This window comes from Leisingera sp. ANG-Vp (genome assembly GCF_000813725.1).
In the GTDB taxonomy this organism is placed as follows: domain Bacteria; phylum Pseudomonadota; class Alphaproteobacteria; order Rhodobacterales; family Rhodobacteraceae; genus Leisingera.
The window spans coordinates 16,767-42,581 of record NZ_JWLD01000063.1; the positions used below are offsets into that span (position 1 = coordinate 16,767).

The 25,815-nt window shown below is 61.3% G+C and carries 24 protein-coding genes and 1 tRNA gene; 6 read left to right on the top strand and 19 right to left on the bottom strand.

The genetic code is table 11. From position 1 onward, the window contains the following. Positions 1 to 12 precede the first annotated feature (12 nt). Positions 13 to 873, bottom strand: a complete 861-nt coding sequence (gene argB / locus RA20_RS18620) for an acetylglutamate kinase (protein ID WP_039132390.1) — start codon at positions 871 to 873, stop codon at positions 13 to 15. Between the two features lie 136 nt (positions 874 to 1,009). Here argB and RA20_RS18625 point away from each other — a divergent pair, with 136 nt between their 5' ends. After that, complete coding sequence (locus RA20_RS18625; protein ID WP_039132245.1) at positions 1,010 to 1,738, top strand: SDR family NAD(P)-dependent oxidoreductase; 729 nt, start codon at positions 1,010 to 1,012, stop codon at positions 1,736 to 1,738. A 211-nt stretch (positions 1,739 to 1,949) separates the two neighbouring features. On the opposite strand, the gene RA20_RS18630 is transcribed toward RA20_RS18625, so the two are convergent. The 12 genes from RA20_RS18630 to rpmH all read right to left on the bottom strand — a co-directional run bounded on the left by RA20_RS18630 (position 1,950) and on the right by rpmH (position 11,958). Further along, positions 1,950 to 3,350 carry a PepSY-associated TM helix domain-containing protein gene (locus RA20_RS18630; RefSeq protein ID WP_039132247.1) on the bottom strand — a complete coding sequence of 467 codons (1,401 nt, stop codon included), beginning with the start codon at positions 3,348 to 3,350 and terminating at the stop codon, positions 1,950 to 1,952. An 84-nt stretch (positions 3,351 to 3,434) separates the two neighbouring features. Next, positions 3,435 to 3,806 (bottom strand): DUF2946 family protein, encoded by a 372-nt coding sequence (locus RA20_RS18635; RefSeq protein WP_039132250.1) that lies wholly within the window; start codon positions 3,804 to 3,806, stop codon positions 3,435 to 3,437. A gap of 3 nt (positions 3,807 to 3,809) precedes the next feature. Then, positions 3,810 to 4,457: a ribosome biogenesis GTP-binding protein YihA/YsxC gene (gene yihA, locus RA20_RS18640; RefSeq protein ID WP_039132252.1), complete on the bottom strand. Its 648-nt coding sequence runs from the start codon at positions 4,455 to 4,457 to the stop codon at positions 3,810 to 3,812. Next, on the bottom strand, positions 4,457 to 5,200 hold the full coding sequence (locus RA20_RS18645) for an MOSC domain-containing protein (RefSeq protein ID WP_039132255.1): 744 nt from the start codon (positions 5,198 to 5,200) through the stop codon (positions 4,457 to 4,459). Before RA20_RS18645 ends, yihA begins: the two co-directional genes overlap by 1 nt. Then, positions 5,200 to 5,952, bottom strand: a complete 753-nt coding sequence (locus RA20_RS18650) for an MOSC domain-containing protein (RefSeq protein ID WP_039132257.1) — start codon at positions 5,950 to 5,952, stop codon at positions 5,200 to 5,202. Before RA20_RS18650 ends, RA20_RS18645 begins: the two co-directional genes overlap by 1 nt. Beyond that, positions 5,952 to 7,754, bottom strand: a complete 1,803-nt coding sequence (gene yidC, locus RA20_RS18655) for a membrane protein insertase YidC (protein WP_039132260.1) — start codon at positions 7,752 to 7,754, stop codon at positions 5,952 to 5,954. The genes RA20_RS18650 and yidC overlap by 1 nt, the downstream gene beginning before the upstream one ends. 143 nt (positions 7,755 to 7,897) lie before the next feature. Continuing rightward, a complete protein-coding gene (locus RA20_RS18660; RefSeq protein WP_039132262.1) occupies positions 7,898 to 9,442 on the bottom strand; it encodes a putative bifunctional diguanylate cyclase/phosphodiesterase in 1,545 nt (514 codons plus the stop codon). Positions 9,443 to 9,508: 66 nt separating this feature from the next. Next, on the bottom strand, positions 9,509 to 10,396 hold the full coding sequence (gene ttcA, locus RA20_RS18665; RefSeq protein ID WP_039132265.1) for a tRNA 2-thiocytidine(32) synthetase TtcA: 888 nt from the start codon (positions 10,394 to 10,396) through the stop codon (positions 9,509 to 9,511). Between the two features lie 96 nt (positions 10,397 to 10,492). After that, positions 10,493 to 10,726, bottom strand: a complete 234-nt coding sequence (locus tag RA20_RS18670; RefSeq protein WP_039132266.1) for a hypothetical protein — start codon at positions 10,724 to 10,726, stop codon at positions 10,493 to 10,495. Positions 10,727 to 11,069: 343 nt separating this feature from the next. Continuing rightward, entirely contained in the window at positions 11,070 to 11,315 is a 246-nt protein-coding gene (gene yidD, locus RA20_RS18675) for a membrane protein insertion efficiency factor YidD (protein ID WP_039132268.1), read from the bottom strand. A 56-nt stretch (positions 11,316 to 11,371) separates the two neighbouring features. Continuing rightward, positions 11,372 to 11,800: a ribonuclease P protein component gene (gene rnpA, locus RA20_RS18680; protein ID WP_039132270.1), complete on the bottom strand. Its 429-nt coding sequence runs from the start codon at positions 11,798 to 11,800 to the stop codon at positions 11,372 to 11,374. Between the two features lie 23 nt (positions 11,801 to 11,823). Continuing rightward, entirely contained in the window at positions 11,824 to 11,958 is a 135-nt protein-coding gene (gene rpmH / locus RA20_RS18685) for a 50S ribosomal protein L34 (protein ID WP_008554144.1), read from the bottom strand. A 321-nt stretch (positions 11,959 to 12,279) separates the two neighbouring features. On the opposite strand from rpmH, the gene RA20_RS18690 reads away from it, so the two are divergent. From RA20_RS18690 to RA20_RS18705, 4 genes are all read left to right on the top strand, one after another. Next, positions 12,280 to 13,035, top strand: coding sequence for a TVP38/TMEM64 family protein (locus tag RA20_RS18690; protein ID WP_039132275.1), 756 nt, complete (start codon positions 12,280 to 12,282; stop codon positions 13,033 to 13,035). Positions 13,036 to 13,037: 2 nt separating this feature from the next. Further along, complete coding sequence (locus tag RA20_RS18695) at positions 13,038 to 14,456, top strand: dihydrolipoyl dehydrogenase family protein (protein WP_039132278.1); 1,419 nt, start codon at positions 13,038 to 13,040, stop codon at positions 14,454 to 14,456. Between the two features lie 15 nt (positions 14,457 to 14,471). Beyond that, positions 14,472 to 15,857 carry a sensor histidine kinase gene (locus RA20_RS18700; protein WP_039132280.1) on the top strand — a complete coding sequence of 462 codons (1,386 nt, stop codon included), beginning with the start codon at positions 14,472 to 14,474 and terminating at the stop codon, positions 15,855 to 15,857. A 111-nt stretch (positions 15,858 to 15,968) separates the two neighbouring features. Next, positions 15,969 to 16,045 (top strand) — tRNA-Arg (locus RA20_RS18705). Between the two features lie 273 nt (positions 16,046 to 16,318). Here the strand turns inward: RA20_RS18705 and RA20_RS18710 are convergent. Continuing rightward, positions 16,319 to 17,719: an alpha/beta fold hydrolase gene (locus tag RA20_RS18710; protein WP_039132282.1), complete on the bottom strand. Its 1,401-nt coding sequence runs from the start codon at positions 17,717 to 17,719 to the stop codon at positions 16,319 to 16,321. A gap of 816 nt (positions 17,720 to 18,535) precedes the next feature. Between RA20_RS18710 and RA20_RS18715 the strand changes: the two genes are divergently transcribed. Further along, entirely contained in the window at positions 18,536 to 18,904 is a 369-nt protein-coding gene (locus tag RA20_RS18715) for a response regulator (RefSeq protein ID WP_039132284.1), read from the top strand. 11 nt (positions 18,905 to 18,915) lie between these two features. Here RA20_RS18715 and RA20_RS18720 read toward each other — a convergent pair whose 3' ends face one another. The 5 genes from RA20_RS18720 to RA20_RS18740 form a co-directional block, all read right to left on the bottom strand. Next, positions 18,916 to 20,529 carry an adenylate/guanylate cyclase domain-containing protein gene (locus RA20_RS18720; protein ID WP_039132286.1) on the bottom strand — a complete coding sequence of 538 codons (1,614 nt, stop codon included), beginning with the start codon at positions 20,527 to 20,529 and terminating at the stop codon, positions 18,916 to 18,918. 3 nt (positions 20,530 to 20,532) lie between these two features. Then, positions 20,533 to 23,616 (bottom strand): response regulator, encoded by a 3,084-nt coding sequence (locus tag RA20_RS24780; protein ID WP_082018056.1) that lies wholly within the window; start codon positions 23,614 to 23,616, stop codon positions 20,533 to 20,535. Positions 23,617 to 23,878: 262 nt separating this feature from the next. Then, positions 23,879 to 24,358, bottom strand: coding sequence for a DUF995 domain-containing protein (locus tag RA20_RS18730; protein ID WP_193748872.1), 480 nt, complete (start codon positions 24,356 to 24,358; stop codon positions 23,879 to 23,881). 199 nt (positions 24,359 to 24,557) lie between these two features. Then, a complete protein-coding gene (locus RA20_RS18735) occupies positions 24,558 to 25,403 on the bottom strand; it encodes a glycosyl hydrolase (protein ID WP_241482286.1) in 846 nt (281 codons plus the stop codon). Positions 25,404 to 25,466: 63 nt separating this feature from the next. After that, positions 25,467 to 25,718, bottom strand: coding sequence for a hypothetical protein (locus RA20_RS18740; protein ID WP_039132290.1), 252 nt, complete (start codon positions 25,716 to 25,718; stop codon positions 25,467 to 25,469). Between the last annotated feature and the right edge of the window lie 97 nt (positions 25,719 to 25,815).

The window sequence follows — 25,815 nt, forward strand, 5'->3', positions numbered from 1 at the left end:
CTCCCGCAGGCTTCAGGCGCGGATCATCGAGCCGGCGCCGTGATCGGTGAACAGTTCCAGCAGCACCGAATTCTGCACCCGCCCGTCAACAATGGTGCAGGCGCGCACGCCGTTGCGGACCGCATCCAGCGCGGTTTCGGTTTTGGGAATCATGCCGCCGGCAATCACGCCGCTGGCAGTCATCGCCTCGACATCGGCGGCACTCAGCTCGGTTACCACCTCGCCTTCGCCGTTCTTGACGCCGGCCACATCGGTGAGCAGCAGCAGCCGGTCGGCCTCCAGCGCTTTGGCGATGGCACCCGCGGCGGTGTCGCCGTTGATGTTGAAGGTTTCGCCAGCGCGGCCTGCGCCGATCGGGGCAATCACCGGGATCATGTCTTTCTCGAACAGGCCGTAGAGCACTTTGGGGTCCATCGCGGCCGGCGCGCCGACAAAGCCCAGGTCCGGGTTGGCCTGATCGCAGGTGATGAGATTCGCATCCTTGCCCGACAGCCCCACCGCGCGGCCGCCCTGGCGGTTGATCGCCTGCACGATGCGCTTGTTGACGACGCCGGACAGAACCATCTCCACCACTTCCATGGTGGCAGCATCAGTCACCCGCTTGCCGTTCACGAATTCGGACTGGATCTGCAGCTTTTCCAGCATTGCATTGATCATCGGCCCGCCGCCGTGCACGATCACCGGGTTGACCCCGACCTGGCGCATCAGAACGATGTCGCGCGCGAAAGTATCCATCGCCTCGTCGCTGCCCATGGCGTGGCCGCCGAGCTTGATGACGACAATGGCCCCGTCATAGCGCTGCAGGTACGGCAGGGCGCTGGAGAGGGTCTCGGCAGTGGCAATCCAATCGCGGTTCATGTTCTGTGTCTTCATCGCTGTCATCATCCCTTTGGGCGACTGGTTTAGGCGGTTCTTGGGCTGGTGCCAAGACTTGTGTGCCCTTGCCCATTGCAGGCGGCGATGCGGGTGATAGGCTTTGCCGGGAAACCCAAAGCGAGGATCCTTGCCCATGCGCCGTAAAACCCTGCTCCTGACCGGCGCCAGCCGCGGTATCGGCCATGCCACCGTGCGCCGCTTCAACGCCGAGGGCTGGCGGGTGATCACCTGCTCGCGCCAGCCCTTCCCCGAAGAATGCCCCTGGGGCGGCGGCGAGGAGAACCATGTGCAGCTGGACCTGTCGGACCCGTCCGACACCATCAACGCGGTGGGACAGATTCAGGAGCGGCTGGACGGGCAATTGGATGCATTGGTCAACAACGCAGGCATTTCTCCCAAGGGGCCCAATGGTGAGCGGCTGAGCACGCTGGACACCGATCTGATGGATTGGGGCAAAGTGTTCCACGTGAACTTCTTTGCCTCCGTGGTCTTGGCGCGGGGCCTGAAGGATGAGCTGGCAGCGGCCAAGGGCTCGGTGGTCAATGTGACCTCGATTGCCGGCAGCCGGGTGCATCCCTTTGCGGGCGCCGCCTATGCCACCTCCAAGGCGGCGCTGGCAGCGCTGACGCGGGAGATGGCGCATGATTTCGGCCCGCTCGGGGTGCGGGTCAATGCGATTGCTCCGGGCGAGGTGGAGACTTCGATCCTGTCGCCCGGCACAGAGAAGATTGTCGAGAAACTGCCGATGCAGCGGCTGGGGCAGCCTGAGGAGGTGGCCTCGGCGATCTATTTCCTGTGCTCGGAGGGCAGTTCCTACATCTCCGGCGCCGAGATCGAGGTGAACGGGGCGCAGCACGTTTGAATTGAACCGTCCTGCCCGGCTGATAGGCCGGGCCGCGCCCGACCCTCTCCGTCAAACTGAAGGTTTGCTTCCAGCAAAACGGGAGGGCGCTTGTGCGCCCACCTAGGCTCGGGCGCGGCCCTCAACTCCATTGATGCGCGGCGCCCTGGGGACGCAATGGCGCCGCGCATCCTGTCCCTGCCGGTGAGGGTTTGGCAGGGGCAAACCGCAATCAGGTCAATGCGCGTTTCATCGCAGGGATGTTGCTGACCAGCAGCACGTCGAAGGCCAGCACAGCCAGCAGCGTGATGCCGACCAGCGGGAAGGCCAGCGAGGTGAAGAGGCCAATCAGCAGTGCGCCTTTCCAGAACGGCAGATCTGCGGGCACCGGCGGCGCAGCCAGACGGGCGGCACCGGCCGGGCGGCGTTTTAGCCACATCACCACACCGGAGACCGACACAAAGATCACCGCGAGGCAGAACACCACGTTCAGCACAAAGTTCCAGGTGCCCATCAGTCCCATGTGGAAGGGAATTCCGACTGCCATGGATTTGCCGGCCCAGGAATAGTCCTCGAACTTCACGTCGGCGAGGATCTTGCCGCTGTGCTGGTCGATATGGATGGTGCGGTCGATGAAGGGATCATCCGAGTCGCTGCTCATGCTGTCGCGGTTGATGGTCCAGACGCCGTTCTCTCCGCCGGGGTAGGCGAGGCGGAAGCGGCCTTCCATGCCCAGCATCCGGCCCAGGATGACCAGGCTGCCGCTGTTCACTGCGGTGCCTGCCGGGATGCCATCGATGCCGGCATCAGAGCCGGAGGCGGGCATCGGGGTCTGCTCCAGCGCCCAGGGCACATCGTTGGTGTGGCCGTGGTTCATATGCTCGGCGTGGGTGGTGTCCGACAGGGGCACGTTGTCCCATTTCTCGGCCGGGAAGGTGGACCAGGCCTGCACGAACTTGCCGCCCCAGATTCCGGTCCACGACAGGCCCGAGATCAGGAAGACGATCAGCAGCGCCGACATCCAGAAGCCGGTGACCGCGTGCAGCGACTTCCACAGGGCGCGGCCGCGGGCGCGGAAATTGGGGATGAAGGCCGCGGCGGCATTGCCGCGCGGCCACCAGATGTAGAGGCCGGTGAAGACCAGCAAGAGGCCCAGGCCCGCAGCGATCTCAATCAGCCGGTCGCCGGTGTCGCCGATCAGCAGGGAGCCATGCATATTGTCGGCCCAGTCGTACCAGCCCGCGCGGCGGTCCCAGCTGGAGAGCACCTCGCCGGTGTATTGGTCGATGGCGACCAGGCGCTGGCCTGCTTCGGTTTTCACCCGGAACACGGTGGCCAGGTCCGGCGCCTTGGGGCCGATCCACTCGGCGATGGTGCCGGGCTGAGCAGTTAGGACGCTTTTTTCAAGCTGGGCGAGGGGCAGGGCGGCCTCGCCCTGGGTGATCTGGATGGTTTCGCCGTCGCGGCCGTCGAATTGGGTGATGAACATCATCATCAGGCCGGTCACCGCCAGCATGATCATGAACGGCACCACATAGAGGCCGGCATAGAAGTGCCAGCGCCAGGCAGCGAAGTAGAATTTTTCAGAAAGCGGGCGCGATTGGCCCGCGGATTGCGGTTGGCTGGTCGCCATTGTTCTCTCCATGTCAGAACAGGGCCGGGCACAGGAGGTGCCGACGGATAAGTCAAAGATTGTTCAGGGACAGGCCGTCAGGCCTTAGGAGAGCGCGGGCGGGCCGCGGGCGTCATAGCGCCAGTGGAAGCCGGCGGTATGGTGGGTGAAGGCCTCGCGCGACCAGCGGTCTGAGAGAAGCGCTTCGAGGTTCAGGTCAATCAGGTTGTCCGGCAGCAGGGCCACGGTGCCAAGGGCGGCAAAGGGGCAGCTGCGGTCTTCCATCTGTTCGGTGGGGGCATGGCCGCCGCTGTCGCCGCCATCCAGGTCGACCCAGGTTTCGACAGCGCCCTCGGTGGTGCAGATCACCAGAAGCACTTTGCCGTCCGACCCGGTGCCCGGCATCCAGCCGGCAGGGATCAGCCCGGCCACGGCCAGGGCGATCACAACCAGATAAGAGGCGAGCCGGCTAAACATCGGTCAGAGACTAGCGATAATCGATCTAAGCGTCGAGATTCCATCGCCTTTTTCTGACGAGGTCAGGACGATTTCCGGATAGGCGGCAGGGTGTTTTGCCAAGGCGCCGCGGACCTGGTCCAGCACCTTGGCGCGGTCCTTTTCCTTGACCTTGTCGGCCTTGGTCATCACGCATTGGAAGGTCACCGCAGAGCTGTCCAAGAGCTTCATGATGTCGTCATCGACCTTCTTGACGCCATGGCGGCTGTCGATCAGCACAAAGGCGCGGCGCAGGGAAACACGGCCGGAGAGATACTGCTTCAAGAGCTTCTGCCATTTCTCCACCACCGCCAGCGGCGCGTTGGCATAGCCATAGCCGGGCAGGTCGACGAGATAGAGCTCGGGACCTTGGGTGAAGAAGTTGATTTCCTGCGTGCGGCCCGGGGTGTTGGAGGCGCGGGCAATGCCCTTGGTGCCGGTCAGCGCGTTGATCAGGCTCGACTTGCCGACGTTGGAGCGGCCGGCAAAGCAGACCTCTACCCGGTCGGCAGGGGGCAGGCCGTTCATTGCCACGACGCCCTTCAAGAAGCCGGTTTCGCCCGCAAACAGCTTGCGGCCCTTTTCGGCGGAAATATCGTCCGGCGCTTCGGCCAGGGAAAATTGCATTTGCATTACAGCACCTCAAGCCTGTCGCCGCGTTTCAGTTCACCGGTATCCAGCACTTCAGCCAGGATGCCGAAATCGGTGTGGCCCCACTGGCTGCGCAGCGCTTTCAGCGTGTCTGCGTCGCGCTCGCCGGTGTCCGGGTTGGCCTCGGTCGCGCGGCAGCGGGCGATCCGGTCCAGCACCTTCAGGCGCAGCGCACCGAGTTTCAGTGTTTGCCCGATCCAGCTGAATTCCTCGAACGGGGTGCCGCCGTCCAGCCACAGGTTGCCGCGGAAGCGGCGCACGTCCAGCGGCTGCCCCAGTTCTTCGGACAGCGCCTGGAGAGAGCTGAGCGACATGATGGAGACAGCAGGCGTCTCAGCATCTGCCATGCCGCCCGCCGGAGCTTGGATCAGGCTGTGAGGCTGGGGGCGTTCAGCCGGATAAAGCGGGCTAAGCCAATCGATCAGCCGGGCGCCGTCCTGGCGGGGATCGATGGTCAGGTCCTCGCGTTTCGGATGGCGGAGCGTCAGGGTTTCCCCTTGGGTTTCCGCAGTGACCGCCATCAGCTCCGGGCCAAAGCAGCCGCGGGCGAAGTTGCGGCAGTGCTGCCAGGCGCCGGTGTCCTGCGAGGTGCCGGTCAGCACCGCCCAGGCCCGGTCCAGCGGCATCGGCGCGCCGGCAGTCAGGCCCACCTGCTCCAGCGGCTCGGCCCCGATGCCCTTGATCGGGTGGCGCCAGATTTCTGCCAGGCTGACGGGTGATTGCATCAGAGCACCTGAACCTTATCGCCGAGGCGGATCCGGCCGCCGCGGACAACTTCGGCATAGACCGAAAAATCCTGGTGGCCCCAGTTGTCATTCAAGGTTTTCAGGGTGTCAGCATCGCGTTCGCCGGTTTCCGGGCTGGCGGCGGTTGCCAGGCAGCGCACGGCGCGCTCACGCACCGCTAGCACGGTTTCACCGATCTGCACTTCGCGGCCCAGCCAGGTGTTTTCAACCCAGGCCTCGCCCAGATCAAACCAGATGTTGCTGCGCCAGCGCTTGGCCGACAGCTCATGGCCGATGGCGTGTTCCACCGCCCGGTGCGAGGCCCAGTTGGCCAGCGAAATGGACGGGAATTCAGTATCGGTCATGCCGCGGCCGGGGACACGCACGATATGGGAAGACCCGGCCCGGTTTTCCGGCAAAAGCGGTTTTTCCCACTCGAGGAAACGGGGGTGATCCGCAGGATCGTCCGGGTTGAAAGTCAGATCCGGCCTGTCAGGGTGGGTCAGTGTCAAAAGGCCTGCGGCCTCATCATAAGCCGAGTTGATGGCCATCAGCCGGGGCGCCTTGGCGCCCCGGGTGAAATTGGCCCAGGACACCCATTGGCTGCCGTCGGCGCTTGATGCCTCATGCGCAACCGCCCAAACGCGGTCGCCGGGCATGGTCTGCCCGGCGCTCACACTCACGTCTTCCAGTGCCTCCCGCCCATGGGATTTGAGCGGGTGGCGCCAGATTTGGGTGACCTCAGCGGTCATCAGCTGTCAGCCTTGGGCTTCTTCTTGAAGCCCGACTTGATGTTGCCGAACACGTCCGGCGTATAGCCGTGGCTGCGCATGATCAGATACTGCTGGGTGAAGGTGATCGTGTTGTTGGCAATCCAGTAGACCACCAGGCCGGAGGCAAAGCCGCCGAGCATGAACATGAACACCCAGGGCATCCAGGCAAAGATCATCTGCTGGGTCGGGTCGGTGGGCGCCGGGTTCAGTTTCTGCTGCAGCCACATCGAGACGCCCAGCAGGATCGGCAGGATGCCGATGAAGACCAGGGCCAGGATGCTCTCGGGCGCCGGAGCCGCAAAGGGCAGCAGGCCGAAGAGGTTCATGATCGAGGTCGGGTCCGGCGCGCTGAGATCCTGGAAGGGGCCGAAGAACGGTGCGTGGCGCAGTTCCAGGGTGACGAAGATCACCTTGTAGAGCGAGAAGAAGATCGGGATCTGGATCAGGATCGGCAGGCAGCCCGCGGCGGGGTTCACCTTCTCCTTCTTGTAGAGCTCCATCATCTCCTTTTGCATCTTCTGGCGGTCGTCGCCGGCGCGCTCCTTGAGCTTTTCCATCTCCGGCTGCAGTTCCTTCATCTTCGCCATCGACGCATAGGACTTATACGCCAGCGGGAAGACCAGGATCTTGATCAGCACGGTGAGGCCGATGATCGCCCAGCCCATGTTGCCGATCATCACGTTCAGCCAGTGCAGAACCGCGAACATCGGTTTGGTCAGGAAGAAGAACCAGCCCCAGTCGATCGAGTCGAGGAAGCCCTGGATGCCGTCTTTCTGGTAGCCGCGGATGGTGGCCCATTCCTTGGCGCCGGCGAACAGCTCAGTGGTGACCTCGGACGACTGGCCGTCCGCCAGGGTCACGGTCGGCAGCACGATGTCGGTCTGGTAGATCTCGCGGCGCTCGTCGTATTTGGCAATCGAGCGGAAGGACTGGCCAGGGGCGGGCACCAGGGTCGACATCCAGTAGTGATCGGTGAAGCCGGTCCAGCCATTGGCCTCGATCTGCTTGACCTCGGACTTGGAGCCGTCACGGGGGTCGGGCTCGAAATCGGCCATGTCGTCATAATCGATCTCGGCCAGCTCACCGTCGGCCATCGCCACCAGGCCCTCATGCAGAATGAAGAAGTTCTTCAGGTCCTGAGGCTCGCCATGGCGGGCCAGGGTGCCGTAGGGAGCGAGCGACACGGTTCCGCCGGAGGCGTTGGCAACGGATTGGGTGACCGAGAACATGTAGTTCTCATCCACAGAAATAGTGCGGGAGAAGGTCAGGCCTTTGCCGTTGTCCCAGGTGAGGGTCACCGGGCTGTCTTCGGACAGGGCGGCATCTGCGGGGGCGGTCCAGAGGGTGTTGGCGCCAGGCACGTCGCTGGGGCCGAGGCCGGAGCCCGGGGCCCAGCCGTAAAGCGCATAGTAGGCCTGGGCTTCGCCGACGGGCTTCAGCAATTTGACGATCGGAGAATCTTCGTCCAGCGTCTCGCGGTAGTCTTTCAGCGACAGGTCGTCGATCCGGCCGCCCTGCAGCGAGATGCTGCCGGTGACCCGCGGCGTGTTGATGGCCACGCGCGGCGCCTCGGCGGCCTCGGCGTCTTCCGCGGCTGTCTCTGCCACTGCATCGGCAGAAGCGCTGGGAGCCCCGGCAGTGTCGCCTGCCGGAGCGGTTTCGCTGATCGCGGTTTCAGGGGCCTGCTCCGGTTCCGGCGGCGGGAAAAGGGTGTACCACCCGAGGATCACCAGAAAGCTGAGTACGGTTGCGAGAATTAGATTTTTGTTCTGATCGTCCATTGGGGACAGGCGCCTCGTGCATGGAATGACAGGAGGGGTTCAACAGAGGTGGACCGCAAAGGTCAAGCAGAATCGCGGCGCGCCGGGGCGGCATAGGGCCCCGGCGCGGCATAAAATCTAAGGAATTGGGAGGATTCGGGCGGTCAGGGCGTCTGACGGCCGATTACCGGTGTATCCTGCAGCTTGGCCTCGTGGGCGGTGATCCAGTCCAGAGTCTGGTCAAAGGGCATCGGGCGGCCGATGCCGAACCCCTGCACGTGGCCGCAGCCCAGCTGCGCCAGCAATGCGTGTTCGCCTGCGGTCTCGACGCCCTCGGCCAGGGTTTCCAGCTCCAGCCGCTCGGCCATCGTCAGGATGGCAGAGATCAGCTTTTGCTGGTCCGGGTCCTGATCGGCCTTCATCACAAAGGACCGGTCGATCTTGATGCGGGAGATGCTGAAGCGGCGCACCGCGGCAATCGAGGCATGACCGGTTCCGAAATCATCCAGATCAATCTGGCAGCCCAGATCACTGAGAGCCAGGATGTTGCGGGTGACCACATCGTCGGGCTGATCGGTCATCACGGTTTCCAGAATCTCCACGCAAAGGCGGCTGGGATCCAGTTCGAACCGTTCAAGCTCCCACTTCACCCGGTTGGCGAGCCCGGGGTTGCGCAGCTCCTGGGTGGCGAAATTCACGCCGACCGCGGGCACTTGCACGCCCGCTGCGTCCCAGGCCTTGATGGCCACCAAAGCATTGTAGAGCATCACCTGGCTGAGGCGGTCCATCAGCCCGGCCTCTTCCAGCGCGGGCAGGAAGGTAGAGGGCGGAATCAGCCCCTGTACCGGATGCGACCAGCGGGCCAGCGCCTCAAACCCCGATACCCGGCCGGTGTCGGTGCAGATCTGCGGCTGGAACCAGGCCTGGATCTGGCCTGTTTCCAGGGCCGTTGCAGCTTCTTCGCGCAGATTGGTGCGGGTGCCGCCGCGGCCGGACATGTCGGTTGAATATGCCCGGATGCCGCCAGGCCCGTTGCTTTGCGCCTCGGACAAGGCGGCGGTTGCGGCGGTTATCCATTCCGCATCGGTTGTCCCCGGCGCCCGGTTGCGCTGGCAGAAGCCGATGGAGGAGGTCATGTAAACGGTGGTGCCGTCCAGCGGCACCGGTTCTTCGGCGGCTGTCTGCATCCGGCCGGCCAGCTGAATGCAAAGCTCCAGGTCAAGCTGCAGGGTCGGAGCAAGGCAGATGGCAAAACGGCTGTCCCCGATCCGGGCCACCGTGTCGCTTTGGCGCAGGATCGAGGCGATCTGCGCCCCGCATTGCTGCATGATCCGGTCGCCGGCTTCCTGGCCATGGCGGTCCGCCAGTTCCCGGTAATCGTCGAGTTCGAGGACAAACACCGCCGAGCGCAAGTCGGATTCGGCGCACTCGCTGTAGATGCGGGCTGTCTCCTGCTCGAAGCCTTCGCGCAGCATCATGCCAGTCACGCTGTCGCGCGGCAGGCTGGTGCCGCCGATCTTGCCGAAACCGCCGGCGGCTGCGATCAGCACGGGCAAACCCAGCGCCACCGACAGCAGCGCCGCTTCGCCGCCGAGCCAGTAGGTGGCCAGGGTCAAGGCAGGCAGGAAGGCCAGAACAGGCGGCCCGAACAGAGCCGGGGCAAGCGTTTGCCGGAGGCGCGCCAGGAGACCTGAACCCGTGTTTGTCATTCTCAGACCTTTCGTCTGCAGCCAGTCGTTCCGGCATCAGACTAAGGCGCTGTTCTAACCCGGGAGTTAACGCAGCTTGGGAATTCCATCTATTTCCGGCTCGGAAACGGGATTCTTCAGTTCCAGACCGGCGAAATCGAACAGTTTCGGGTCCAGAAGATGCGACGGGCGGGCATTCATCAGCGCCCGGAACATAACCTGGCGGCGGCCCGGGCTGTTTGATTCCCACTGATCGAGGATCTGTTTCACCTGCTGGCGCTGCAGCCCGTCCTGGCTGCCGCAAAGGTCGCAGGGGATGATCGGGTAGTTCATCGACCGTGCGAACTTCTCGCAGTCGGCCTCGGCCACATGGGCCAGCGGGCGGAATACAAAGAGGTCGCCTTCCTCGTTGACCAGTTTGGGCGGCATGGTTGCCAGGCGCCCGCCGTGGAACAGGTTCATGAAGAAGGTTTCCAGGATGTCGTCGCGGTGGTGGCCAAGGACCACTGCCGAGCAGCCTTCCTCGCGGGCGATCCGGTAGAGGTTGCCGCGGCGCAGGCGAGAGCAGAGCGCGCAGTAGGTCCGCCCCTGCGGCACCTTGTCGACGACGATGCTGTAGGTGTCCTGATATTCAATCCGGTGCGGCACACCCATCCTTTCCAGGAACTCCGGCAGGACTGTGGCCGGAAAGCCCGGCTGGCCCTGGTCGAGGTTGCAGGCCAGGAGATCCACCGGCAAGAGGCCGCGCCACTTCAGCTCGTAAAGAACCGCCAGCAGGGTGTAACTATCCTTGCCGCCGGAAAGGCAAACCAGCCATTTGGGCGTGCTGCCGTCCTCGCGGCGCTCCACCATGCCGTATTGCTCGATCGCTTCACGCGCGTAGCGCACGATGCGTTTCCTGAGCTTCTTAAACTCAGTCGTCGAGGGTGCGCCTGCAAACAGCGGGTGGATTTCGTCCAGATCATCATCAAGCATGGGCGCGCCCTAGCCGAGGCTGGCGCTTTTGCCAAGGAAAAAAGGCCCAATCCGCAAGGGCCGGACGGTTTCCGGCCCTTGCGGCTGCGCTTGCGGTTACAGGTAGCCGCGCGAAGAGGGCAGCTCCTCCGGCAGCGGGGGAAGGCCGATGTCCCGGCGCATGTGATTGTTGAGCGGGGACGTCCGCCCGGCATCCCGCGGGGGGCTGTGTGCGGCAATGATCTGGCGCAGGATCGCCATCAGCGTGCGGCGGAGGCCGAGGCTGGCGAGGATCTGGGCCAAAGCGGCATGAGGGTCCCGGATGGGGGCGTGCAAGTCAGTGCGTGTCATGGTTTCCGCCGGCTGCGTGCAGCCGGTTCCTAAAAGGTTGAGGGTGAAAGGTGATGCCAAGGCCGGCCGCATAAAAAGCGCGGGTTCAGGTCTTTAGCAGTCTGGGGAAGTAACGATCAGGCCGGAAGTGGATCAGCCGCGAGTGCCGGAGCCTTGTGCGCCGGAACCTCGGAGTGCAGTTCCTGCCCAGGCTGACGGAGCGCGCATGACTTGAAACATGGTGTTCATTTCCTGCCTCCTGCAGCTGGGGGTTGATCGTTCCGGGTGCGTAGCACGCCGGATGCGGCATGCTTATGCCGGGTTTCCCTACTGTGTCAGAAAGGGCACAGCGCGCGGAGGCGGGTCACTTGCAGCATGTGCTGTCTTTGCGCTCCGGCACCGGGTCATAGCCGTCACCGCCCAAGGGGTGGCAGCGGCCGATCCGCTTGGCCGTCAGCCAGGCGCCTTTGACGGCCCCGTGTTTCTCCAGCGCTTCCAGCGCATAGGCCGAGCAGGTGGGCTGGTAGCGGCAGTTGAAGCCGACCCAGGGGCTGAACAGCAGCCGGTAGGCACGCACGGGCAGGGCTAAGAGATGGGCCAGCGGGGTCATGGCAGTTAGATAGGGGCAGGGCGGCCGGGTGGCAATGAGGCCGATGGCCCGGCAGCTTACAGGCCGTGGATCCTTTTCAGCGCGTAGATCAGGTCGCGCTTTAGCTCCTCGAAGGGGCGCTGGGCGGTTTCCGCGGCGCGGCCGATCAGCACGTAATCCCATCCCGGGCGGCCATGGAGGGGCAGAATCATCCGCGCGGCCTCGCGCAGGCGGCGCTTGGCACGGTTGCGGGCAACGGCGTTGCCGACTTTCTTGGAGCAGGTGAAACCGACCCGGATACCGCCATCATCGGTGCGGTTGCGGCCCTGCACCATCATGCCCTTGGTGCCCTGCTTGCTTGCGGGCGGGCGGGCGCAGGCGAGGAAATCACGGCGCTTGGCCATGATCTCTGGCTTGGGCGCAGCAGCATCTGCGCAAACGGACACCGCCGGAGGCGTATCCCCTCGGGCAGCGTTGCCGTCCTTGGGGGCCTCCGGCGGTGTCATGTCCGTCAGAACGGGAACTGAGCTTATGCGCTCAGTTCTTTGCGGCCGCGTGCACGGCGAGCGTTCAGGATCTTGCGGCCTGCCTTGGTGGCCATGCGCGCACGGAAGCCGTGGCGGCGTTTGCGAACCAGGTTCGAAGGCTGATAGGTGCGTTTCATCGCTCCGGTCTCCACATTGTCTCTTCGGGCACAGCGGAATCGCCCGCCCGGGGTCTATCTCGAAGCCCGGTCTTTAGGAGGGAATGGCGGGTAAGTCAAACCCTGCCAGGCGCCTTTTCCGGGCAATATGCAACATTTCTGCCGAAAACTGCGCTGTGGCGGCTTGCCGGGCAGGGCGGATGTAACATGCGCCCGCCGATTCTGCCACAAAGCTCACGAATCCGGGGGCAGGCGATCAAGCGGCCGTGAGCCGGGCTGCCGTGCTCTCGCATGCGGGCCATTTAACACGTAGCAACAAAGGGCACCTATAGAGACGGACCTATGACCGATATGAGCGAAGCACCGAAAACCGAATCCCAGCCAAAGCCTGGACTGGCCCGCCATTTGCCGCTGATTGCCGTGGTGGCGGTGGCGCTGATCGGGGCGGTGACGCTGAAGGACTACCTGACCTTTGACACGCTGCGTGACAACCGCGAGGCGCTGATGGCCTTCCGCGACCAGAACTACCTGGGTCTCGCGGCGCTGTTCATTGGCATCTACATTGTGATCGTGGTGTTCTCGCTGCCCGGTGCGGCAGTGGCCTCGGTCACCGGCGGCTTCCTGTTTGGCCTCGTCACCGGGACTGCGTTCAACGTGATTTCGGCGACCATTGGTGCTGCGGGGATCTTCCTGGCGGCACGCTGGGGCCTGGGTGCCACGCTGACTGCCAAGATGGAATCGGCTGAGGGCCGGGTGCAGATGCTGAAACAGGCGCTGCGTCAGAATGAGATCGAGGTGCTGCTGCTGCTGCGGCTGGTGCCGGCGGTGCCGTTCTTTGTCGCCAACCTGCTGCCCGCGCTGGTGGGGGTGAAGTTCCGCAACTTCCTGTGGACCACTGCCGTGGGAATCATTCCCGGCGGCATCGTCTTCACGTGGATCGGTGTTGGCCTGGGTGAAGTATTCGACCGCGGCGAAAGCCCGGACCTGAGCCTGTTGTGGGAGCCGCATGTGATCGGGCCGATCCTGGGTCTCTGCGTGCTGGCCGCCATGCCGATCATCGTGAAATCCATCCGCGGCAAGAAAAACAAGGACGTCTGAACATGAGCAGCATTGAATGCGATCTCCTGGTCATTGGAGCCGGGTCGGGCGGGCTGTCGGTGGCGGCCGGGGCCAGCCAGATGGGCGCGTCGGTGGTCCTGCTGGAAGGCCACAAGATGGGCGGCGACTGCCTGAACTATGGCTGTGTGCCCTCCAAGGCGCTGCTGGCCAGCGGCAAGGCGGCGCATGCCCAGGCGCATGCCGGGGCCTTTGGCGTGGCGGATCAGGTGCCGCATGCGGATTATGCGGCGGCCAAGGACCATGTGCAGGCGGTGATTGATACGATCGCGCCGGTGGACAGCCAGGAGCGGTTCGAAGGCTTCGGCGTGCGGGTGATCCGCGAGTTCGGGCATTTTGTGTCGCCCGCCGAGGTTGAGGCCGGCCCGCACCGCATCACCGCGCGGCGGGTGGTGATTGCCACTGGTTCCTCGCCGCTGGTGCCGCCGATCCCGGGGCTGGACACAGTGCCGTATGAAACCAACGAAACTCTGTTCGAGCTGCGCGAGAAACCGGAGCATCTGCTGATCATCGGCGGCGGACCGATCGGCATGGAGATGGCGCAGGCGCATGTGCGCCTTGGCAGCAAAGTCACTGTGATCGAGGGCTTCAAGGCGCTGGGCAAGGATGATCCCGAAGCGGCGGCACTGGTGCTGGACAGTCTGCGCGAAGAAGGCGTGGACATCGTTGAGGGCGCCATGGTCTCCCGCATCGGCGGGCAGGCCGGGGCAATCGAGGTCGAAACCAGGGACGGCAGCACGTTCCGGGGCACCCATCTGCTGATGGCGGTGGGGCGCAAGGCCAATATGGAGCGCTTGAACCTGGCGGCCGCCGGGATTGAAACCCAGGGCAACGGCATCAAGGTGGATGAGAGCCTGCTGACCACCAACAAGAAAGTATACGCCATCGGCGACGTGGCAGGCGGGCTGCAGTTCACCCATGTGGCGGGCTACCACGCGGGCATCATTATCCGCTCCGCCCTGTTCGGCCTGCCCTCCAAAACCAGGACCAGCCATATCCCTTGGGCCACTTATACCGATCCGGAGCTGGCCCAGGTGGGGCTGACCGAACGCCAGGCGCGCGATATCTACGGCGCAAAGCTGGAGGTGGCCCGGTTTGATTACCACCATAACGACCGCGCCATTGCCGAACGCAGGACCAAGGGCTTCATCAAGGTGATGGTGTTCAAGGGCCGTCCCGTCGGCGTCACCATCGCCGGCCATCAGGCGGGCGAGCTGATCACCTTGTGGTCGATGGCCATCGCCAATAATCTGAAAATGAGCCAGGTGGCGGCAATGGTTGCGCCGTATCCCAGTATCGGCGAGATTAACAAACGGGCGGCGGGAGCCTATTTTTCCCCGAGACTGTTTGAGAGTGGCTTTGTTAAACGCGCAGTGCGCTTTGTTCAGCGCTGGATTCCTTGAGGCAAAGGCGGCGGAATGCTCAACACGCTTTCGGGCAGATTCCTGATCCTGACAACGGTCTTCGTGATGCTGGCCGAAGTCCTGATCTTTGTGCCTTCGATTGCGCGGTTCCGGGAGGACTACCTGTCGGACCGGCTGCAGCGGGCGCAGATCGCCTCATTGGCGCTTTTGGCCGACGACATGCTGGAGACCGAGCTGGAAGCGGAGCTTCTGGAAAACGCAGGCGTCTACAACGTGGTGCTGCGGCGCGATGAGATCCGCCAGCTGATGCTGGCCTCGCCGATCCCGAAAGAGATCACCGGTACATACGATCTGCGCATGGCGGGCGCCATGACGCTGATCATGGATGCCATGAACCGGCTGCTGCGCCCGGAGAATGAGATCATCCGGGTGATCGGGGCGCCGGTGCGGGATGCAGGGCTGCTGATCGAGGTCACCATGGAAACCGCGCCCTTGCGTGCGGCGATGGTGGACTACGGGGTGCGGATCCTGATCCTGTCGGCGGTGATCTCGGTCTTTACCGCGCTGCTTTTGTTTGTTGCGGTGCGGATCGTGCTGGTGAAGCCGATCAAGGGGGTGATCGGCTACATGCAGCGCTATGCGGCGGCCCCGGAAGACGGGCGCGGCATCATCAACCCGAGTTCCGGCGTGGTGGAGCTGCGCGAAGCGGAAGAGGCGCTGATGCAGCTGCAGACTGAGCTGACCCATGCGCTGAAACAGCGCGAACGGCTGGCGCAGCTGGGCGGCGCGGTGGCCAAGGTGAGCCACGATCTGCGCAACATCCTGACTTCGGCGCAGCTGTTCACCGACCGTATCGAGATGAGCGAGGACCCCCTGGTGCGCCGCCTGGCGCCAAAACTGGTGAATTCGATCACCCGGGCGGTGTCCTTATGCGAGGGCACCTTGGCCTTTGGACGGGCAGAGGAACCGGCGCCTGCCTTTGCGCATGTGGCGCTGGGCGAGCTGGCTGCGGACATCGCCGAAAGCGAGACCCTGGCTGCGGGCGAGGCCGGGGTTGAGATTGCCAGCGAGGTGCCGCCGGGGCTGATGCTGCGCGCGGATCCCGAGCAGCTGTTCCGCATCATCATGAATCTGGTGCGCAACGCCCGCCAGGCGATTGCCGCCACCGGCAAACAGGGCCGGGTGTCCATTTCGGCCCGCGAGGAAGATGAGGCCTGGCTGGTCACCGTGGCCGACACTGGCCCGGGCCTGCCCAAAAAGGCGCAGGACAATCTGTTCACCCCCTTCCAGGGCGGCGCCCGCAAGGGCGGCACAGGCCTGGGCCTGGCGATTGCCGGCGAGCTGGCCCGCGGCCACGGCGGCTCGGTGATGCTGAAAGAGACCGGGCCGGAGGGCACGGTGTTCGAGATCTGCCTGCCCAAAGGCGACGGTGCGCTGTAATTTGCAGGTCTGCCGGCAGCCCGGAGCGGGTGGAACCACGACAGACGGATGAAACTATTTTTGTTTTTGGGGTTGCGACTCTGCAGTGCTATGATTAAACCCCGCCGCAGTGGACCGATAGCTCAGCTGGATAGAGTACTTGACTACGAATCAAGGGGTCGGGGGTTCGAATCCTCCTCGGTCCGCCACTTCCAAATTGCCGGATGCTAAGAAAAACTGACCTTATTGCCAGTTTTCTGACCCAATCTCAGAAAAACGGACGTTCATGCGGCAGGCAGCGAAGGTGCCCAAAAGAGCCCTTTGCGGTCATCAACCACCGCGCGGCCCTTTGCGCGTGCAGCAGGCCGCGAACGACGCTTAGCGGTCATTGCAAGGTCTGGCAGGGAAAGACGGACAAGCCGAACGTTGCCGCCATTTGCGTTTCAAACTCGGTGTCTGAATCAAGGCAAGTCCACCGGCCATTAATCAGTGGCGCACTGCCCCAAAAAACGCTCAATCTCTGACTTCATAAGAGGCCAGCACGGATCGTTCACAGAAGGTATGTGGCTGGAACTCTCGTATGTCACAAACCGAGCGTCGGGCAGGAGAGACGCCATCAGCCTCCCCTGTTCAGCGGGATGCATTCGATCGCCATCGCAATGCAAAACAAGGCACGGGATTTTAATACCGGGGAGAATATCGGTAACATCGATTTCATCCAGAGCTTTGCGATAACTGCCGATCATTTCGGGCGTAATCATGTCGCGCATAGCTTCCGCGAAATCACGACGGTCTTCGACGCTCGCCAGCGGCACGATCATGTCCGCCATCATGTCTCGAAGCGAAGGGTACTCGTCATCCCAACCTACTTTCAACATCGTCTGCATGGCGCTTGCTTTCTCCTGATCCTTTTTCACAGGACGTTTGGATCGGCCAAGCGGAAAACCTCCGACCATCACAATGCCCGAGACCCTCTCCGGATACCGGGCTGCGAAAGCGGCCGCCACCGCGCACCCTTGAGACATACCGAGGATGGTCGCTCTCTCAACTTCAGCAGCGTCAAAGACAGCCCGTAAATCCTCAATCATTGCTTCGAAGCTGATTTCAGGTACTTCGCGATCAGACAGACCGTTCCCGCGCGCGTCGAAATGAATGAACTTATTTGAGCGGGAAAAAGCCCTGATAAAGTGACCCAAGAGCGGAAGACGCCAGTCCATGTCGAGACGGCTGATCCACGCTGGCGCCCGGACTAACGGCGGACCGTCGCCAACGGCGGTCCAAGCTAACCTGACACCATCGGCGCTCTTGGCGAAACGAATGTCCTGCCCCTTTTCAAGGCCCGCCGCTTCCGGAGCGGTGTCATCTCCGCTTACATCTACAGACATGACCTGCAGCGGTTCCTCGATATTCTTGAAACGATGGGTTCCCTCATTCCGAAAGCGAACTGGAAGACAGCCCCCTGCCAGGTCAGTCACAAGCTTCGAAACGAAAATCCCGCCCTCTGGCGCAGCTGCTTCTAGTCTTGCCGCAACATTGACGGCTTCGCCAAAGATATCACCCTCCGAAACGGTGACGTCACCGGCATGAACACCCATCCGAAGCGACAACCGCTCCGGATAATCATACGGAGCAGGCGCCGAACACATGCGTTCCTGGATTTCTGCGGCACAGAGAACAGCATCCCTTGCTGACCCAAACTCAACGATGGCGCCATCCCCCATCAGTTTGACGACGCGCCCGCTGTACGCCTTGACTTTGGGTCTGACTGTCGAACGGAATACCTCGTCAAGTGCGTGTAGCAGCTCGTCTCTTCCGGTATGCATCATGCGGCTGTAACCGGCCACGTCCATTGCCAAAACGCTGGAAAGTCTGCGCTGCGCCATTGGTCGCCTCCTGGAACGATCCCCAAGAGCGTATGATCTTTTCTGCTGACTGTGCAAACGGCTTGTATGGGTCCCGATCCCGCCATCCTCCGCAGTAGGCATCTGCGGCTGGTTCGAGTCCGACCTGTACCTTTTGTTTTTTCGCTGCGCGCGCCCGCAGCAGCTAAATCGCCGCGACTGCATCTTTTTCGGCGCGGCTGCACGGCGTGAAAACCGGCCGTTCAAGAATGCTGCAGCGAAATCTGTCATCCGAATTCACAAGGCCTCAGGAGGAAGTGTATCCAGGGGCAGGAGATTTCGCTTCAGCCTGTGTCCGCTTACTCTTCAAGCATTCGCGATAAGTACCGCTGAAATTCCCAAACTGTCATTTCCTTTGGTGACAGCCGTCCTGGCTCTGCCGCCAACACCACCGCTAAGTCCAAAGAGACAGTTGCACGGGTCGTGACTGCAAATGAGGCGGCAGGCATCTACAAGTGCCGCATGTTTGGTGCCTTCACGCAATCTGGCTTTAACGAAAGCTCGGTCGTCCTGTATTCAGCGTCCGCTTTGTTTCTACTCAACCGGCCTTGAACGACCGCTTAACGCCTTTCACACCCTGCCGCACAACGCCTCACTGGGCGGGCCCGGCTTTAGCCACAATGAAACTTTGGCGGCTTTGCTCAACCAAATATTCTTTGCGTAAAACCAAAATGATGAAAGAATGCACCAACCAAAAAGGTTTCCACGGCCCGGCAACGGTGGGGCGCCTGGAACAATAGCCCCGATCCGGTCTGAACCATTCAGCGGCCAAAACGCGCGGAGGGGCAAGGGGGGATCTTGACTAAAGTTCTGTTGGTAGAAGACAACGAAATGAACCGCGATATGCTTTCGCGCAGATTGGCGCGCAAAGGGTTCCATGTCATTGCCGCGACGGACGGGTTGGAAGGCGTCTCTATGGCAGGCAGCGAAACCCCGGACATCATTCTGATGGATATGAGCTTGCCGGAGATCGATGGCTGGGAGGCTACGCGGCGTATTAAGGCAGAGCCCGGGACCGCTTCGATCCCAGTGATTGCCTTGACTGCGCATGCGATGGCCAGTGACCGGGAGAAGGCGCTGGAAGCAGGCTGTGATGACTTCGACACCAAGCCTGTCGAGTTTAGCCGTTTGCTGGAGAAAATGGGAAAACTGCTATCTGAGTCCTGACCTGGAAACGCTTAGCCGGCAGCAGTTTTGCGTTGGGTGACATAGTAGGTTCTGACCTGGCCTTTGCCTTTCACCCTTGTGTCGATGGGGGCAGAAATTTCGAATTGGTGCTCGACGAGCATGGCGGTGGCCTCTGATATCTGTACCCCTCCCGGGGCACCGGTTGTTTCAAGGCGGCTGGCAAGATTTACGGTGTCCCCCCAGACGTCATACAGAAAACGGTGCGACCCGATTATCCCAGCGACCACCGGCCCGCTGTGCACCCCAATCCTTATCTGCATCGGATGATCCATTTCGAGGGTCAGTTCCTCGATCAGAGCAAGCATACGAAGCGCCATCTCGACGGTCACTTGGGCGTGGTCATCACGGCTGTCCGGTACTCCGGCGGCAACCATGTATGCGTCACCGATCGTCTTTATTTTTTCCACGCCGAGTTCTGCCGCGATCTCATCGAAACCTGAAAAAATCCGGTTGAGGTAGTAAACCACCTGTGCCGGGGGCAGTTTGGCAGACATCTCTGTGAAGCCGACAATATCCGAGAACAGGACGCTGACATCGCTGTGGCGGTCGGCAATTGTAGTCTCGCCTCCGTTCAAACGGGTTACGATCTGCTGCGGCAGAATGCTGTGCAGAAGGTCTTTGTACTTTTGCTTTTCCAACTGCACCTGCGCCAGGTAATGGCGTTCGCGCTCCCGCCAGCGGTTTTTCTCCAGCGCTGCGCTGATCCTAGCTTGCAGCAGGATAGGATTGAAGGGTTTGGGCAGGTAATCGTCTGCACCAGCCTCGATGCAGCGTGCGACGCTTTCGATCTCATCCAGGGCAGAAATCATGATGACGGGGATGTCGTGAAGGAGGATGTCCTCCTTCAAACGTGCTAAAACGTCAAAACCATTGATATCGGGCATCATGAGATCAAGCAGGATCAGGTCGAACGATTGGCGGGACAACACGTCCAAGGCGGAGAGCCCTCCGTCCGCGGTCCAGACTTGGTGCCCATCGCGTTTCAACCGGCGGGCCAGCAGTCTTCGATTGGCTTCTACATCGTCGACGACAAGGATGTTTCCGGATAACGGATGGGAGTCGGAGAATTGGCCGTCCGGCCGCATGCTCTGCGCCAGGTTTGCAAACATTGCTGCAGTGTGCTGCGGAGTTTCGAAAACCTTGAGATCATTGTCTGCCGGTGCGTCGGTCAAAGCCGCAAGCTTGTCGATGTGTTGCAGAAGGGTGCCGGTATGTTCCAGAATCCCAAGCAAATCCGCCTCCAGACTGCCCGCATTCAGATCATCCAAGTCCTCCAGCAGCATCTCGCTGTAGCCTTTGATCGCATTCATTGGCGTACGCAGATCGTGCCGCAGCCGCCGCACGCCTTCGTCACCGCTGGTTGTCAGCTTCAGGGCCATATCCGGGTGCAAAAGCTGATCGACCAACGCGCTCAATTCGGATGCGGCCTGGCAAATGCGATCCAGATCCGAAGCTGCTTCATACAGTGCCGTTTCCCCGACTTCGCCCCGAAGCAACTCGCAAAAGTCCACGATGGCACTGACCGGAGAAATCAGGTCTTGGCGCAGATTTGCCAGCCACACGGCCTTTGCACGTTGTGATTCATTGTCTGCGCCGTCATCCACAGCTTACGTCTCCAATGCAGACGCAGGCCGGGACGCGGTCAGGACTTCGTTCAATTGCTTGAGGATCGTTTCGATTTCATCCCCGTCCTTGCTGATCAGCGTCTCGGCCAAGCCATTCAATCGCGTGCGGTCATCGTTTGACAGTGTTTTCGCGGTTACTACGATGACAGCTATGTCCTTCCAGTCCGGATTCTTCCTCATCCCGGCCAGAAACTCAAAACCGTCCATCTCAGGCATCATGAGATCCAGCAGAATGACATCCGGCACAGATTTAGAAAGGTGCTGGAGCGCGTCCAGTCCGTTGACGGCCTGTTCAATCTGCCAGCCTTCTTTGCGAAGCACACGGCAGATCATTTCGCGGGTTGCGGCCTCGTCCTCTACGACCAGGGCCTTAGGGGTCGGCAAGGCCGGGCAATGCTCCTTCAGCGCGTTCAGGAGCTCGGCCGTGTCGATGGGTTTTCCCAGGTATTCGCTGGCGCCCAGCGACAGGCCCCGGGTGCGGTCTTCTGCGAATGTCAGCATGATTACCGGCGTGTCGGCCAGGTCCGGGTCTTCTTTCAACTTGGACAGCACAGCCCAGCCATCAATTTCTGGCATGAAAACATCCAGCGTGATGGCGTCAGGCTTGGTTCTTCGGGCCAGCTCCAATGCTTCTTCCCCCTTGGTCGAAGAAAGAATCCGGTAACCCTCTTTGCGCAGCCGCCGTCCCAAAAGGTCATGCACCGTTGGGTCGTCATCGATCAGCAGTACAAGCGGCGCGTTTGGATCACTTTGCAGATTTCCCTCAGAATTCTCCACGTTCCGCTGCAGGTCATTTGACGGGTCGCGACAAACCGCCGGAAGACGAATGGTGAAGGTCGACCCTTCGCCAGGTGTACTGGAACAGCGAATGCCGCCGCCCAGCTGCTCACAGAACACTTTGGTGATTGAGAGCCCCAGGCCGGTCCCGCCATAATTACGTGTGGTGGAGGAGTCCGCCTGAGTGAATGCGTCAAAAACCTTGGCGACCTGTTCAGGCGTCATGCCGATGCCTTGATCGGCGACTGAAAACTCCAGATGATCCGGGTCATTCGACCGTAGAACTGACAGTGTGATTGAAGCGTCTTCGGTGAATTTGCAGGCATTGGATAACAGGTTGAGCAATGCCTGGCGCACTTTGGTCAGATCGCAGACCATTTCGCCAATGTCCGCCGGGCACAGAACCTCGAGCGTATTGCCGTTCTTCTCGGCCAGTGGCTGTACCGTGGCACAGGCGTCTTCGATCATCCGGTAAACGTCAAAGGACTCCAGGGTGAACTCCATTTTACCGGCTTCGATTTTGGAGAGGTCCAGAATGTCGTTTATCAGTGCAAGCAAGTGCTTCCCGGCAGATTGAATCTTCCGCAGATCGCTCAGATTTGCTTCATCGTTCTGGTCGATGGCTTCTTCCAGCATCAGCTCGCTGTATCCGATAATCGCATTCAACGGGGTGCGAAGCTCGTGACTCATATTGGCGAGGAAGGTGCTTTTGGTTTTGTTGGCAGCTTCAGCGATCTCCTTTGCAACACGCAACTCGCTTTCCACCTGTTTTTGGGTGGTAATATCCCGGCCGTAGATATTTGCATAACCGCCTTCCGGAACCGGCCACAGCAAAAGGGCATAAATCAGGCCGCCGGCCTCATACTCGAAGTCTTGCCTTTGATCCTCTTGCAAACCTTTGGCAACGCGTTTGCACCAGCCGCTTCCTACTTGACCGCCGACTTTCAGCTGCAGAGCTTCGATTAATGGAGTGCTGGCCTTATTGGCGAAAATCAGTTTGCCCTGATCCGTGATGCGCAAGACCGGATTGGGGTTTTCTTCCGGAATACGTGCCAGCTCACGCATCCGCTTCTCTGCCTGCTTCAGTTGCGTGACATCCCGCCCGTATAAATTGACGTGCTTGGCGTCCGGCACCGGCCAGAGCAGCAAGGCGTAGACCATACCGCCCGCGTGACACTCGAAATCCAGCCGTTTCTTTTCCTGCAGCCCTTTCTTGACACGAGCCAGCCATTCCCCGGTGACGCCCTTGCCAACCTTGAACCCCAATGCGTCGAGCATTGGATCGCTGGCTTTGTTCGCAAAAAGCAGCTTGCCGTCGCAGCCGATACACATCACCGGGTTCGGGTTTTCTTCCGGGATCTGGGCAAGCTCGGCATTGCGTGCTTCAACCTTTTTCAGGTCAGTGACATCGCTGTAGACCGCGACAGTTCCGCTGTCGCGGGTCTTGCGCTCGCTGATCTTGATCCACCCGCCAGATGCCCGGCTTTGCATCTGAGTGCCTTCCGGATTGCCATGGCGTTTCAGCCGTTGCGCCAGCCATTCTTCCTCACGCCCGATTGCATCTGAAATCACATTGAGCGACAGCGCCTTTCGAACAACCTGCTCGAATGTCATTCCCGGTTTGACGAGGTCTTCATGGCCCGGGTACAGCATTTTTCGATATGTTTCGTTTGCCAAAACCAAACGATCATCGGAATCGTATAAAGCAAAGCCCTCCGGGATTGTGTTTATTGCATCAACGATCCGGTCCAGCGCCCGTTCCGGCGGTGCATGCTGCATCTGCATTTCACGTACGGCGACAGCACAATAGCCCATTGCGTGTTGCGCGAAGTCTATGTCGTTCTGAGTGAAACCCGCAGTGTGGCTGGTACGGAAGCTAACAGCGCCCAATACCTGTCCGAGGGCTTTTATGGGCAGCGCAAACGATGCGGCTGGAGAACAGGTTTCACCGGTAACTTCATCAATCGGCGCGTCAGGAAACAGCCTCGGGTTTCCGCTCTGCAAGACCTCGCCAACATGGCCGTGCGGCATCTGGCTTTGTGCATCACTCCAAACAATCCGGTCGTTGCGCCCGTCCGAAACGATGCCTTCTCGGTAGAAGCTCCCGTCCGGGCTGAGCAGTGCCAAAGTGCATTCATCGAACTTCAGCACAGCCTTTATTCTTTTCATGATTTCGAAAAGCAGGCTGTCCCAGTCCGTGGCATCAGCCGTTAATGAGGCCATCTCATCAAGCAGGGTCCATTTAACACTATCCGGGTTTGACCCGCTTTGACTGCCGGATTGGTTCATTTATGCGCTCTCCAGTTTGTGAGATCAGCACATCAGCGAAACACCGTTGAAAGGTGTCCTGACCTTTAAGCAGTTGAAAGGAAATGCAGGAGCAAAACAAGGTTGTTTCAGCCCGTCTGCCTGTAGCAATGGATTGATGCCGACGCTGCCCCGCTGCCCCGAACACCCGGCTCTTGCGCAGGCCAAGGGTTCAAACTGGCGCCAGGCTGAGGACAGCGGGTCCCGAGCCTAAGGGCAGCACACAGCCAAAAGTTCTGCCATGCTATTCACGGAGCCGCAGTTCCGAAATGCCAAGGGTTGCCAGCAATGCAGCGTATCTTTCAGCAACAGAATTGCCGCTGCTCAGGCTTGTGCCGGAGAACGGAAACCAAGGACCTGCCATCCTTTCGGTTGTAGACCACAGCTCGCCGGCCCCGTCCCGGCGGTAGAAGGAGCAGCTGCGGGCGCGGCGGGTCTCAACTCCGAAATCCTGGCGCCAGGCCCAGGTGCCTTCGTAGCACATGCGGCTTTGCGTGGTGACATGCCAGTGGCCGCGGCCAACGCTTTGGTCCGCTTCATTTACCGCCCAAAAGGTGCCGTCCGGGGCCCAATAGGCATAAGAGCCGCCGCCCCAGTTCTCGGTCCGCCCTGCAAACATCCGGTACAGATCCGCCGGGTGCGGCGTCGTCGCATCTTTGGGGACGTGTGAGCCGAAAAGGGTATCTGCCTTGGCCGGATCCGTGCCAGCAGGAAGAAAAAACACAGCTGCTGCCAGCACAGGTGCTATACCAAACCGAAACCTCATATCCTTCACCTCGCCTCTGTTTACTCCGGTTTGAAATAGGGCGAAGTCTTCGTGGTTCCACGATTTTTTCCTCCTCAGCCTGGCGGGCTTCGGAACGGGGGAATTGCAGGCCGCTTCTGACGGTTTCCAGCTTGCCAGTCAGTGGGAGCGCGGCAGCCTACCGGTCGAGATCCGCAGAGCGATAGGATGCAGCTTCTGCTACTGCGCGGCTGAAAGCTGTGCCTGCGGGCGTCTGCTTCAGCCGGTCCGTAACCAGGTTGATCCGCGGTGCGCGGCCATTCCAGGGGTAGGGGTTTGCGGAAAACCAGGCATAGCGTTCGACAAATGGAAGCTGCTCCAGCATCGGGATGGCTGATTTGATGAAACGGGCATTGTCCCGGTGAGTGGCACGTCCAGGGCGGCCCCAGTCAATATACGCGAACTCGGTTACCCAGATGGGGCGCTGATACTCACGATGCACCGCGATCAGCCAGTCTCGGAACGCCGCTGTATCCCCGTCAGTTGTATAATAATGCACCGCCATGAAATCGACGCGCAGGCCGCGCCGCTCTGCTTCGGTCATGAACCGGCGCTGCCAGGAGCCGGCGCCCAAAGTGTTTTCCCGCGTGACTGCCGGGCTGCCCAAGCGAAGCCCGCGTGCCTCAAGCTTGGGCCACAGGGCAATGGCCTCTGCCACGCTCATGCCGGCCTGGTGGCTGCCGCCGGCACCGTCAGGCTCATTGAAGCCAAGCAGGGCACGCACTGGGCGGCTGGAGACAATCGGGTCATCGACATTGCGGGCGCTGTGGATCATCGGGACAAATTCCACCGAACGGCGCAGCTGTCCCTTGTGCTCGATCTGGTCGGTTCGCCAGTCGTAGTACCAGCCCAGCCCGGGCAGATCTTCGATCCAGCCAAGCATCGTGTAGCTGGGGTTTTCCCAAGCGCCGACACCAGCGCGCTGGGCCTGTCCCATTTGCGCAAATACCATCAGGGCGCAAAGCGCCAATACCAGCCGGGCCATGTCTGCTCTGCCTCAGTCCGCCAGAGACACCTGCGGCCTGTACGGCAGCAGGCGCCGTGTGTTTCAGTTCTTGTAGCAGCGCGAGCGCTTGCCAAAACCTGCGGGCGAGCAGATATAGCTGCCGCTGCCAACGGCAGCGGCGCGGCCCAGCCTGACCGGGCGGCGGGTTTCCGCGCCGCGCAAAAGGTTCAGTTTTCCGGAGGTTTGCGCCACGGCGGTTGCCGAAGGGGACGCACTGGCCTCAGCGGCAAACAATCCAATTGCCGCAAATGCCAGAGCCGGCACGCAAACTGCGCGTGCAAATTGACACAACATTCACTGTCTCCTGCCTGTATATCCAGCATGATCCGGCGGCAGTTGTCTCACTCCGTTCCGGTATCATGATGCCGGTATTTAGCAAGATCCGCCGCCA

Coding starts and splice junctions, on each gene's coding strand:
- argB (WP_039132390.1), bottom strand. CDS start 873: ATGAAGACACAGAACATGAACCGCGATTGGATTGCCACTGCCGAGACC.
- RA20_RS18625 (WP_039132245.1), top strand. CDS start 1,010: ATGCGCCGTAAAACCCTGCTCCTGACCGGCGCCAGCCGCGGTATCGGC.
- RA20_RS18630 (WP_039132247.1), bottom strand. CDS start 3,350: ATGGCGACCAGCCAACCGCAATCCGCGGGCCAATCGCGCCCGCTTTCT.
- RA20_RS18635 (WP_039132250.1), bottom strand. CDS start 3,806: ATGTTTAGCCGGCTCGCCTCTTATCTGGTTGTGATCGCCCTGGCCGTG.
- yihA (WP_039132252.1), bottom strand. CDS start 4,457: ATGCAAATGCAATTTTCCCTGGCCGAAGCGCCGGACGATATTTCCGCC.
- RA20_RS18645 (WP_039132255.1), bottom strand. CDS start 5,200: ATGCAATCACCCGTCAGCCTGGCAGAAATCTGGCGCCACCCGATCAAG.
- RA20_RS18650 (WP_039132257.1), bottom strand. CDS start 5,952: ATGACCGCTGAGGTCACCCAAATCTGGCGCCACCCGCTCAAATCCCAT.
- yidC (WP_039132260.1), bottom strand. CDS start 7,754: ATGGACGATCAGAACAAAAATCTAATTCTCGCAACCGTACTCAGCTTT.
- RA20_RS18660 (WP_039132262.1), bottom strand. CDS start 9,442: ATGACAAACACGGGTTCAGGTCTCCTGGCGCGCCTCCGGCAAACGCTT.
- ttcA (WP_039132265.1), bottom strand. CDS start 10,396: ATGCTTGATGATGATCTGGACGAAATCCACCCGCTGTTTGCAGGCGCA.
- RA20_RS18670 (WP_039132266.1), bottom strand. CDS start 10,726: ATGACACGCACTGACTTGCACGCCCCCATCCGGGACCCTCATGCCGCT.
- yidD (WP_039132268.1), bottom strand. CDS start 11,315: ATGACCCCGCTGGCCCATCTCTTAGCCCTGCCCGTGCGTGCCTACCGG.
- rnpA (WP_039132270.1), bottom strand. CDS start 11,800: ATGACACCGCCGGAGGCCCCCAAGGACGGCAACGCTGCCCGAGGGGAT.
- rpmH (WP_008554144.1), bottom strand. CDS start 11,958: ATGAAACGCACCTATCAGCCTTCGAACCTGGTTCGCAAACGCCGCCAC.
- RA20_RS18690 (WP_039132275.1), top strand. CDS start 12,280: ATGACCGATATGAGCGAAGCACCGAAAACCGAATCCCAGCCAAAGCCT.
- RA20_RS18695 (WP_039132278.1), top strand. CDS start 13,038: ATGAGCAGCATTGAATGCGATCTCCTGGTCATTGGAGCCGGGTCGGGC.
- RA20_RS18700 (WP_039132280.1), top strand. CDS start 14,472: ATGCTCAACACGCTTTCGGGCAGATTCCTGATCCTGACAACGGTCTTC.
- RA20_RS18710 (WP_039132282.1), bottom strand. CDS start 17,719: ATGGCGCAGCGCAGACTTTCCAGCGTTTTGGCAATGGACGTGGCCGGT.
- RA20_RS24780 (WP_082018056.1), bottom strand. CDS start 23,616: ATGAACCAATCCGGCAGTCAAAGCGGGTCAAACCCGGATAGTGTTAAA.
- RA20_RS18735 (WP_241482286.1), bottom strand. CDS start 25,403: ATGGCCCGGCTGGTATTGGCGCTTTGCGCCCTGATGGTATTTGCGCAA.
- RA20_RS18740 (WP_039132290.1), bottom strand. CDS start 25,718: ATGTTGTGTCAATTTGCACGCGCAGTTTGCGTGCCGGCTCTGGCATTT.